Raw genomic sequence first — 10,834 nt, 5'->3', positions numbered from 1 at the left:
CTGTTATTTTATCGATTAAACTATTTTTACTTCGTAATTCAATTTTTTAAGTAGCTCACCTAAAGTTATATCTAGTACCAGATTACCTTTCCTTACATTTTAAAAGTATTTTTATTACCGTTACCCCTAACCTGCATCAAACTTATTCTTTGTTTATATATGTGGATTTTCTTACGAGTCTTTTAAGGTGTTAACAGGCTCTCATACTAAAGGAGACACTGTTCAGCGCACGAACTATAATCCAAGCTAATGCACTGCCATCAATTGAATAAACTTGCTGAATACTGCTTACTTCCATAGACTTTGCCAACTAATATTTATCCATGCTTAGAGCGATTAAATGGCAACACTGATACTTACACGGCACGCACAAGCCTCTTTAGGAAAGCAAGACTATGACCAGCTTTCTGATCTCGGCCACAAACAAGCCCATTTACTAGGTGAATATTTTGACAGCACTTCTATCAAGCCCAGTCGAGTTATTTGCGGCAGCTTAAAAAGGCATATTGAAACCGCTGACGCGATCACTCGCTCATTGCAATATAATCAAGCTATCGAAACTGATCCGCGCTGGAATGAATTCGACTTTAAGGGATTGATAAAAGCTTATTTGTCACTTAATAGCGACCAGGCGTTTAACTTAAGTAGAGACTCCAACCCGGCCACCTTTTTCAAGTTATTGAAAAAAGCTATGTTTGCCTGGGCGAATAACGACCTAGTAGGTCTGGTAGATGAATCTTGGAGCGACTTTGAGTACAGAATTGAAACTGGCTTAGAGGCAATTCGACAGCAAGCGGATCGTGATGATACCGTTATGTTAGTCAGCTCAGGTGGCGCAATTTCGATGGCGATAAGAAAAGTGATGGGACTAAGCGTAGAGCAGATGATTGATATTAACTTTCAGATTAAAAACGCAAGCTACGCTAGTTTCGATATTAAGCGGGACCGAATGGTGCTGTCGGGTTTTAACCATACCCCTCACCTAGAACTAGATGAGGGCAAAACTTTAATAAGCTACGCCTAAGATGTATCGGCTCGAACTTGGCCTTACAGCTTAGAATATAGGCTGTACTTAAACTAACGAGCTCACTAAGGCCTAAATGTCCGCAAGTCGGACTCTCGGCATCGACAATAAAGTTTGGATATTCAGGCCAATATTGACCTGATCAGTTACATCGGGAATGTGAGAAGAGCAGACACAAAACTATCCAGAAACTTCCTATTATCGCATTAGCTATTTTAAGAGAAATAAGACTTCAATTGCTGAGCGCAAACAAAATCTAGCGCCACTGCACTTTTAAGTCGATTATTCATAATCAACTCTCTACATAATTATTTTTCAATTCCAGCTCATTGAAAAAATCGGGCCATACTATATTCAGTATTTGTTTTTTCGCCCATACAATAGCGGCACAACAAGCACGGTTAAAATCGCCGAGCTGATGGATCCAAAAATCAAGGAGACAGCCAGTCCTCCCATCACGGGATCAGGGATGATTACCAGTGTTCCAAAGACAATGGCCAAGGTGGTTAAGGTTATGGGAATAATTCTTAATGCGCCCGCATCTGAGATAGCCTCTTCTGGCGACATGCCTTCGGCTATTCTCTCCCTGATAAAATCAACGATCAGCAAAGAATTCCTAACAGCAACGCCCGCAAGAGCAATAACACCAATCATTGATGGTGCGGTAAAGTCTTGATCGAGCAACCAATGGCCCGGAAATACACCAATCAAACCTAATGGAATAGATACCATGACAAGCAATGGCAAACTAAAGGATTGATAGTAAGCAACTAAGAGAAAGTAGATAGCAAGCAGTGACATCGCCAGCGCAATTCCCAAATCTCTAAACACATCCAGTGTCAGCCTCAATTCACCATCCCAATGAATGACAGTGTCATCCAAAGTAGTGGGTGAATCAGGCACAAAGCCCAGATTTCGCGTCGTAATTTTAGTTTCTCTATCGACTTGTAATACTTCGATTCTCTTTTCCAAATCGAGCACTGCATACACAGGTGCACTATCTACCAGCTCTCCTCCCACATAAGAAACTCGCTCATTATCCTTATGGAAAATAGGTGTCGCTTTCTCATTCGGAACAATATCAATCACCGTCGATAAGGGGATGGATGCCCCTTCTTTATTTTTCACAAAGGTCTGAGCCAGTATCTCCGGCACAATGCGCTGGTTATGAGGCACGACAAGCCTAATCGGTATAGGATTTCTCGCTTCTTGCTCATACAAGTGATTCACGATATCTCCTTGCACAAAAAAGCTTAATGCAGCAGCAACTTGCTGCACATCTAAACCGGCCAGTAAAACCCTGCGTTGATCGATCTTGAAGTTATATTCCTGAATAGGCGTGGAATTGCTCGTCCACACTTCAGCCATATCCCAGGTATCTTTAAACAGCGTCTCTAATTCTTTGGCCGTTGCCTCTCGTTTCTCGTTATCTTGTTCGTATATTTCAGCGAGAACCGTCGCTCTTATCGGTGGCCCAGGAGGGTCTTCTAATAACTGAACCGTAGCCTCAGGGTGATTACCAATGATATCGGCAAGTGCTAAACGCAATTGCTGCACAATCTCTATCGAAGTATCGTCGCGCGTCCATTTATGACTCAGATTAACCCTCATTTCTGCATACTGCGAGCCGACGTTATTTGCACTTCCCTTTATTTGACCATTGAAATCGATAACGGAGGGGCCGCCTACAAAGGTTTGTGTATTCGCCACTTCATCGTGCGAAAGGACAACCCCCGCAACCTCTCTCACCAAGCGATCTGTTTCCTCAAGGGGCGTGTCATCCGGTAATTTAAATGTCACCAAAAAGGTGTTCTTATCATCTTTAGGTAGAAACACTAAATTGACGCCCATAGGCGATAGTTCTCCACCAACGCCCTGCGAGCGAATAAATTGCCAACTTGGTTGCAGTAACGAAGCGAGCAAACAGACCAACACACCCAGATAGAATACTTTTCGCCACTTCCTACTTTGGCTGAGGCGCTTGAACAAACTTCTGTAGTAGGTTTGTAGCCAAATTTCTTTATGTTCTTCGTGGGTGACGGTTAAGAAACGTCGGGCAGCCCACGGCGTAATAATATACGCAACCAATAGAGATGCGATCATCGCTGCAGGTACGTTGAACGCAATAGGATAAAAATATTCACCCGTCATTCCCGTCACAAACAGCAGAGATAAGAATACGGCAACCACCGTAATTGTTGCCAATGTTGTGGGGTTACCAATCTCAGACGCGGCATTAACAATGGCTTTTGAATAAGCCTCTTTAGAACTATTTTTCGGGAGTAACTGGTTATGCCGATGAATATTTTCGATGACAACAATGGCATCATCAACCAACAGTCCCAAGGCGAGTATCAAGGCATACAACGCCATACGATTCAAAGTTGGCCCGGCTAATAGGTCGATTCCAATCACCAGAGCGAAAACGATAGGTATCGTAATGAATACGATAGACGCCGCGCGCCCCCCCAGAAACACCCACAACACGACACTCACGACAGCGATTGCAATAAAGAGGTGCTCAATAAGATAGTTAACAGAATCATCCGCAGTCTGGCCATCATTTCTGGTGGTAACTACTTCAACAGAGTTAGGAATCCATTGTTCTTGCATCGATGCGACGCGTTCCAGAATAGCCTCAGATAAAGGAACTGAGTTAACACCGGCCTGTTTAGCGATACCGATATGAACAGCCGCCATCTCTTCCCCTTTGTACTGTTTATAACGACTATCTGAGGGGCCAAAGTTAAAGCGAGATAAGCTTAAGTTTTTGGTATCTGGCTCGGTGGTAATATGCGCTATATCTTGTAGATGAACGACTTTATCGTCATCACGAAACACCACCAATCGCTTAAGCTCTTCAAGGTCTTCCAGCTTATGACTAATTCGCAAATGCTGGTTGTCTTTGTCGATCACCTTAAAGCCAAGCGAGTGATCAATACTAGCGCCTTGTATGTGCGCTCTAATTTGATTTAAGCCCAAACCTAAAGCTTGTAAACGCGTGGGATCTATCTCAACGCGTACTTCGTTCTCCTGACCACCATGAATTTCACTGAGCCCAACGCCCTCAATACTATGTAGATGCTCGGTCATTCTTTCAGCCATATGTGTGAGCTGATAGCGGTCGTACTTGTCAGAAGCCAAGGTCACAACTATAAAGGGGATATCATCCACATCCATCAGATGAATATGTGGCTCGCCCGCTAAAGGCGGTAACTGAATTTTGTATCGTTCCACCTGGTCATAGAGCCTCACGAATGATTCGGTTTTATCCTCTCCTACTTTGAACTCCACTTGAATCTTGGCAAAGCCTTCTCCTGCCACACCGTAAGTGTGCTTTACCCCCTGCATCGTATTGAGATGATTTTCGAGCGGCGTTAGCAGCAAGTGTTCTACTTCCAAAGGTGACATACCTGGTATGGGAATGGTGACTTCGGCAGCGGGAATCACTATCTGAGGATTCTCTTCACGGGGAATTTCAAACAGCCCCATTAAACCGAACAAGATAACGGCAGGAATAATGGCCAATACAAGCTTTGATTCAACAAAGGTTTTGGCTAGCGTATGGGCAATATTAAAGCTGCTGTTAGAAGCTGCTTTGCCGCCCGAATTTTGGCTCTTATCCATTACTTGGTCTCTGCACTATTTACTGAGGCATCGCTAGGTTTAAAGACCACTGGACTCCCATCTCTTAAGGAAGATGGCGGGTTAGTGATAACGATATCCGATGGCTCGAGGCCTGAGAGAACCACCAAATAACGTTGCCACTTCCGCTCAAAATTGACCGGCGTAAACACTGCTTTACCTTCATTGATTCGGTATACACCAAACACCCCCGCCCGCTTAATGATTGATGAAGAATCAACAAGAATCTGTTTTTCATAAGAGATAATGAAGTCCACCTGCCCTGATAAGCCGGCTTCAAGTTTGTAGGATTCAGGCAAAGCGAGTTTGATCTGAATGGTTTGGGTAATACGATCAACACTATTCACGATATGAGATATAACGGCTTTAACGGGTTCATCGCGCTTGTGAATTTTAATGTCATATTGGTCACCAATATTTAGAGTCTGCCCCCACTCTGCTGGCAACGAAGCCTCAAACTCCAAACCACCAATCGCTTCGAGTTGAAGAAGAGGTTTTCCAATAACAGCCAAATCCCCTTGATTCACCCAGCGCTTAATAACGCGTGCATCAATTGGACTATTGATGCGGTGATAAGGCTCCCGAGCAAGCTGCCTTTCCAGCTCACTCTGCGCTTGATTCAACTGAGTTTCCGCAAGATTGTGTTGCACTTTTGCCTTGCGAAGTTGTTCCACAGTAATCACGCGTTTTTCGCGCAGTTGACGAGCATTATCTACATCATGTGCCATATCCTTTAATCGAATTTTGGCTGATTCGATAGCACTCTCTGCTCGACGAATAGAGGTAAGCAATTCGGTTTCATCCAAGGCTACTAGCAAATCACCTTGAGACACCATGTCACCCTCTTTTACTGTCAGTTCGTCAATCGTTGCCGATTGCGAAGTACTGATTTCGATACTGCGAGATACATTGGTGTACCCTGTTGCCGAATAAAATCGAGGCACTAGATCTTCTTTAACATGATGAGCATCGACCTCAATTGGCTTGGCGGCCACTAGTTGGGTACGAAGTGTATCGTTTTGCTCGCCGCAAGCCGTAGCTATGCTGACGGCTGCAAGAACAGCTAATAATCGTGTTACTAATCGTAGACTCATTGGAACACTCCATTTTTCAGTAAATGACATACATGTTCAGCAATGAATTCAGGGTCATCATGCTCGGGTTTTCCACCAGGAAAAAACACCCTCATTGGTTTAGATTCCAAGTGATAAAAAACAAGGGAGAACAAAGAAATAGATGTCATGTGCGGGTCGCTATTGGGAGAAATTCGCTCCACTAGTTTTAATACATTTACCCATTGCGCCATGAAAACATTATTCGCGAGTAGCGATATTCTTTCTTCATCAGCTTCTAACAGTTCACGTTGTAGAAGGAGCCTAAGATTTTCGTCGTTTGCCATGAGTTCCGTGAACTGAAAGATAAATCGCCTCAATTGTTCCTCTTCACTACCAACGGGCTGCAAAGCGGCTTCTAACTTTGGAGCTATGTCTTTAAACGAAGCTTCGATACTGCTGAGATACAGCGCTTTCTTGTCAGGAAAGTGGTGGTAGATCGTTGCGATACTCACGCCAACGGCGGTGGCTACCTGGCGTATTGAAACACCACTAAACCCCTGCTTTGCGAAAAGCGGAATGGATACATTGAAGATAGCGTTCAAGGCTTCTTCATTGGTTGAAAACTTGGACTTGGCCACTTATTTCTCTCTTTTTATATCCCAGCAAAATCTATAGAACGAACGTTCTATAGATAGAATAATAGAACTTAAAGTAAAAAGAAATATGCAACGTTGGCGTCAGTCTAAAGATGAGACACCCATCAACATCTTCAGAGTCACACAAATATCACTTACTAGACAAACTAATTAGGTATCGCGGTTATCCTCAATTCCCTTTGAAGCACAAATAGGTAAATACGTTCCCACAAGCTCATTATCTAGAATCAGCTTTCATTGTTAATGTGCGGATTCCTCTGGTAGGTAATGTAAAATTTATCGGAGAATAGGATCGGATCTTCTGACCGCTTTTCACCATTCCGTAACGTGAGAGAAGCGGACATAAATATAGACTCAAATACAGAATATCCTGCGGACTGCTTGTAGTAATGTAGCCACTAAGTTACTTGTTTACAAAACCACTTTCGTACAAAAATTACTATCATCGCGTAAAACTCTATCCAACCAATTGGTTTAACATTTCCATTGGCTAAATAGGTGGTAGATCCAAGAAATCTAGACAATCCATACACTCTCATACAGCATTCGCATCGAAATTGCGGGCTAGACACCCTTCGAGCTAAAAGATTATACCTATCCAGTAAGTTCTATCTCCTTAATAAAACTGCCCTTCTGAGCAATACATTCACCCAGCAATGCAAAGCCACTAATATTGGACTGAGTCGTATAACGAGCAGCGTAACTGTTACCTTCGCCTTCCACGCGCCATTCCCCTTTAGATTCGTAGCTGGGACATATCACTAAGGGAGAATAGGCTAGCTTTACCGCTACAGCCTGTGGTGGCAGAACTAAAGCAGCAGGTTCCCCACATAAGGTTTTTGCCAAACATTTTGCTGATGCGGTTGCTGGAGCAATAAACGAACGAACAGCACCAAGTGTCTCAGCACAATCACCGATCGCGTAAATATTGGGATGACTTGTTCTAAGGAATTCGTCAGTCATAATTCCTCGATTTATTTCGATATTAGCCTGTTTAGCCAGGTCAACACGAGGCAATAATCCAACTGCTGACAAGATAAGATCTGCGCGGATGACGGTACCCGTATCTAGCTCAAGTAAAAGCTGATCACCGTCATCTTGAACATCACCTACCTTCTGCTCCATGTGCCACTGTACTTGTTCTTTTGGGAACGCATTCATTATGTGCTCACCGAGTTGCTCAGGTACACTTCTGCTAAGCGGCCAGCTCGCAGTATCTATAACATCAACCTGAAAGCCGTTATTACACAGATCACTGGCAAACTCGATACCGACAAAACCGGCACCAATAATGGCGATTCGACTCGTGCTTTTATCAAGTTTTTGGAGTTCTGCTCTAAACATTTCGTATTCAGCTAGATTATTTACTGAAACGCATCGTGGAGAATCTGTTAGTTCGAGATTCATCGGGGATGCGCCTGTTGCTAAAACCAACTCATCGAATATTAGTTCATTGACTGCGCTATTAGAGTCTCGGTAACGAACACAACGTTGGTCTGTTTCAATCGCTTCAACCTGAACCTGATGGATGATTTTAACGTCATGCTCTTGTTCAAGAACTTCCCTTTTTTTCATAATCAGATCAAGCGGCGCCTTATTCATTGAAATCGCTTTCGATAAATTTGGCTTGTAGTACAAATCACCTGAATCTTGCGTAAGTAAGCTTATCTTAAGTGCTTTACCGTGCGCTCGAAGTTCACGGACGAGCGTAATCGCGGAATGCCCAGAACCAATAATGATAATATGCTTCATGGCTGCCACCTATTCGACAAGATAGAAATCAGATTTTGAAGCCGAACATTCCGGGCAGGTCCAGTCGTCCGGAATATCTTCGAAGCGTGTACCCGGCGCGATACCCTCTTCGGGCATCCCTAATGCTTCGTCATAAATCATGTCGCAAGTGATACAACAATACTTTCTATAATTCTCTGTGCTCATGATCGCTCCTCAATTAATCTTTCAGCTCTTCGAAATCTGGCTTTTCTCTCACAAAGCAGTCAGGGCAAGGAAAGTCATCCGGAATATCTTTCCATAGCGTTCCTGCAGGATAGCCTTCGTGCTCAGCGCCTTTGCTTTCGTCATAAATGTAGCCACAATCTGGGCATTCATATTGAGCCATGTCTTTGCTCCTTTATTAAGTTTTGATATGTCGTTGTATTAAATAATCATCGAGTAGGCCAAAACGCATATCGCGCTCGCTGCAAACACACCATGCAGGCACTGCAAGATCAAAGGTTTCGACCTACCTTTGAGTACTTTTCTGAACAGTTGATACGAACCAATGACCACACCTAGAGTGAGCACAAGTCCTACCCAGTTCCATGAGTTGGTAGTATCTGCTGAATGCGCATCATACAGACCCAGTATCAGCAGAACCGAAGCACCTGAGGCGGCTAATCCATGAACAGTGATCATCCACTTTCTTATGGCTCGTTTTTGTATTCTGTTTTTAAGCAGGAATGAGCCAAACCCTGCGACTCCGATCAGAGCCAATAAAGAAAGTACAAGCATGGACGCACCTAAACCCGTTCAGTAATTGTGTTCTAATCCCGTTAGACTTAGCCTGCCTAGGCAGCCTTCTCTACTTCAGGGTGATGGTGACGAGAGAAGATCTCGTCGCGCTTAGTGGGCTCGATATTTACCTTGTCCATATCTCCACCAGCCCATTTCACAACCTTCGGATCCATTACCGAAAACCAAACCGGTGGAATCATCGCTAATACGAACATCCATGGGTATCCGGCAGGAAGAGAAGGTACACCATGATAATCACGGAGAACTTGGTAAGCGCGAGTCGGATGCGCGTGGTGGTCAGAGTGACGTTGTAAGTGCAGGAGAATCAGATTGGAAATTTTCTGATTCGAATTCCAGGAATGGTGTGGCTGACAGCGCTCGAATCGCCCAGTCTTTTCGTTCTTCTGCCTGAGCAAACCATAATGTTCAATGTAATTTGCACACGTCAGCTGCCAGTAGCCGAATGCAGCCACAATCGACAGAAATGGAATCATCACAGGCCCAAAGTAAGCTAGCAGCATGCTGTACAATGCAACAGTTGCAAGAGCGGGCTGGATAATCTCATTCTGTAACGACCACTCTGACTTACCCTGTCGCTTCAACCTTGCGCTTTCCAGCTCCCATGCTCGGCGAAATGCCCCAGGCACTTCTCGTTTTACGAATTGATAGATAGACTCGCCCATTCTTGATGATGCAGGATCTTCAGGCGTCGACACATCTTTGTGATGGCCTTTGTTGTGCTCGATAAAAAAGTGCCCATATCCCGGTAAAGCTAGAGCCATCTTTGCAAAAAACACCTGCGTTCGGTCATTGACCTTATGGCCCATCTCGTGGCCAAGGTTAACGCCAATTCCAGCGGCTAAACCTGCTGTTAAGGCTCCACCAATAAAGTTAAACCAGGACCATTCGTATTGAGATACCGTATAGGCACATGCAATCACCGCTGCCCAAAGCAAAGGAACGGTCAGGTACATCACTTTTTTGTAGTAAGGCTCTGATTTAAGCTCTTCGACCATTTTTTCGGTTGGATTCGCTTCATCATCACCAAAATAGCTATCTAGTGCCGCTATTCCGAAATACCAGAATACGATTGTTGTCCATAACCATAGGCCATTTCCTGTTGTAACCGCTAGATAACATGATCCGATAGGCGCTAAAGGTAAAATCAGCGAAATGATGTAAGCGTATTTTTTTAATGACATCCAGGTGGTGATTTCACCCTCGCTTTGAGAGCGCGGGACCGAAAGCATTGCTGCCGCTTCTTTAGACATGAGATTTTCTCCGTTATTGTTAGTAAAACAATCTTATCGGGAGACGCAGGCCAGGGTTATGGCCCTAGGTGTCATGTCACAGTCAATTCGTGTCGTTTTAGTGGAACGAAAGCATATTTCAAACAAAAAAAGGGTGCCATTTGGGCACCCTAAAAACCTGAATAAATATCAAAACATAGCTAACCGAAATCTATGGCAAAATCACGGGGCTCGTTTTGTTTGATGACTTTGTTTAAAGTCATTTAGGAAGCAGGTCTCAGCTCCCTTCGCAGTATTTTCCCAACAGTTGATTTAGGCAATTCTTCTAGTACGACCACTTTCTTGGGAACCTTATAAGCGGTCAGCACTTTGCGGCAGTGTTCAATAATTTCTTTTTCTGTTGCTTCATTTTTTAGTACAACATAAGCACATACTTTTTCACCTGAAATGTCATCAGCTTCACCAATTACGGCTGCTTCTAGAATTTGCGGAAAACTGGTTAATACTTCTTCAACTTCATTTGGATAGACGTTAAATCCTGAAACAATAATCATATCTTTTAGACGGTCAACAATTTTTAGCTTACCGTCATCAGTCCATTCGCCCATATCACCCGTTTTGAAAAAGCCATCTTCAGTTAATGCCTTTGCGGTTTCATTTGGCATATTCCAATAACCACTCATCACTTGA

The 10,834-nt window shown here is 43.7% G+C and carries 9 protein-coding genes and 1 pseudogene; 1 reads left to right on the top strand and 9 read right to left on the bottom strand.

Annotated elements, in window-relative coordinates; genetic code table 11:
* Positions 1-340 precede the first annotated feature (340 nt).
* Positions 341-1,024 carry a histidine phosphatase family protein gene (locus A3763_RS09555; RefSeq protein WP_068507539.1) on the top strand — a complete coding sequence of 228 codons (684 nt, stop codon included), beginning with the start codon at positions 341-343 and terminating at the stop codon, positions 1,022-1,024.
* A gap of 354 nt (positions 1,025-1,378) precedes the next feature.
* Here A3763_RS09555 and A3763_RS09550 read toward each other — a convergent pair whose 3' ends face one another.
* The 9 genes and pseudogenes from A3763_RS09550 to A3763_RS09510 form a co-directional block, all read right to left on the bottom strand.
* Positions 1,379-4,651, bottom strand: a complete 3,273-nt coding sequence (locus tag A3763_RS09550) for an efflux RND transporter permease subunit (RefSeq protein ID WP_068554400.1) — start codon at positions 4,649-4,651, stop codon at positions 1,379-1,381.
* Positions 4,651-5,763, bottom strand: a complete 1,113-nt coding sequence (locus tag A3763_RS09545; RefSeq protein WP_068507142.1) for an efflux RND transporter periplasmic adaptor subunit — start codon at positions 5,761-5,763, stop codon at positions 4,651-4,653. Before A3763_RS09545 ends, A3763_RS09550 begins: the two co-directional genes overlap by 1 nt.
* Positions 5,760-6,362 carry a TetR/AcrR family transcriptional regulator gene (locus tag A3763_RS09540; protein ID WP_068507139.1) on the bottom strand — a complete coding sequence of 201 codons (603 nt, stop codon included), beginning with the start codon at positions 6,360-6,362 and terminating at the stop codon, positions 5,760-5,762. Before A3763_RS09540 ends, A3763_RS09545 begins: the two co-directional genes overlap by 4 nt.
* A gap of 612 nt (positions 6,363-6,974) precedes the next feature.
* Positions 6,975-8,132, bottom strand: coding sequence for an NAD(P)/FAD-dependent oxidoreductase (locus tag A3763_RS09535; protein WP_068507134.1), 1,158 nt, complete (start codon positions 8,130-8,132; stop codon positions 6,975-6,977).
* Positions 8,133-8,141: 9 nt separating this feature from the next.
* The gene (locus tag A3763_RS09530; protein ID WP_068507132.1) at positions 8,142-8,318 is read right to left on the bottom strand and encodes a rubredoxin; all 177 of its coding nucleotides are present in this window, start codon (positions 8,316-8,318) and stop codon (positions 8,142-8,144) included.
* 13 nt (positions 8,319-8,331) lie between these two features.
* Positions 8,332-8,499, bottom strand: a complete 168-nt coding sequence (locus A3763_RS09525) for a rubredoxin (protein WP_068507129.1) — start codon at positions 8,497-8,499, stop codon at positions 8,332-8,334.
* A 38-nt stretch (positions 8,500-8,537) separates the two neighbouring features.
* Positions 8,538-8,891, bottom strand: coding sequence for a hypothetical protein (locus A3763_RS09520; RefSeq protein WP_068507124.1), 354 nt, complete (start codon positions 8,889-8,891; stop codon positions 8,538-8,540).
* Positions 8,892-8,947: 56 nt separating this feature from the next.
* A complete protein-coding gene (locus A3763_RS09515) occupies positions 8,948-10,165 on the bottom strand; it encodes an alkane 1-monooxygenase (RefSeq protein WP_231872153.1) in 1,218 nt (405 codons plus the stop codon).
* A 242-nt stretch (positions 10,166-10,407) separates the two neighbouring features.
* Positions 10,408-10,834, bottom strand: a pseudogene (locus A3763_RS09510) (AMP-binding protein); the annotation flags it as partial.

The organism is Oleiphilus sp. HI0128 (assembly GCF_001635365.1).
This window is presented reverse-complemented; position numbering and strand designations above follow the sequence as displayed.

Excerpts from the sequence above, each read along its gene's own strand:
- A3763_RS09555 (WP_068507539.1), top strand. The coding sequence starts at position 341 with ATGGCAACACTGATACTTACACGGCACGCACAAGCCTCTTTAGGAAAG.
- A3763_RS09550 (WP_068554400.1), bottom strand. The coding sequence starts at position 4,651 with ATGGATAAGAGCCAAAATTCGGGCGGCAAAGCAGCTTCTAACAGCAGC.
- A3763_RS09545 (WP_068507142.1), bottom strand. The coding sequence starts at position 5,763 with ATGAGTCTACGATTAGTAACACGATTATTAGCTGTTCTTGCAGCCGTC.
- A3763_RS09535 (WP_068507134.1), bottom strand. The coding sequence starts at position 8,132 with ATGAAGCATATTATCATTATTGGTTCTGGGCATTCCGCGATTACGCTC.
- A3763_RS09530 (WP_068507132.1), bottom strand. The coding sequence starts at position 8,318 with ATGAGCACAGAGAATTATAGAAAGTATTGTTGTATCACTTGCGACATG.
- A3763_RS09525 (WP_068507129.1), bottom strand. The coding sequence starts at position 8,499 with ATGGCTCAATATGAATGCCCAGATTGTGGCTACATTTATGACGAAAGC.
- A3763_RS09520 (WP_068507124.1), bottom strand. The coding sequence starts at position 8,891 with ATGCTTGTACTTTCTTTATTGGCTCTGATCGGAGTCGCAGGGTTTGGC.
- A3763_RS09515 (WP_231872153.1), bottom strand. The coding sequence starts at position 10,165 with ATGTCTAAAGAAGCGGCAGCAATGCTTTCGGTCCCGCGCTCTCAAAGC.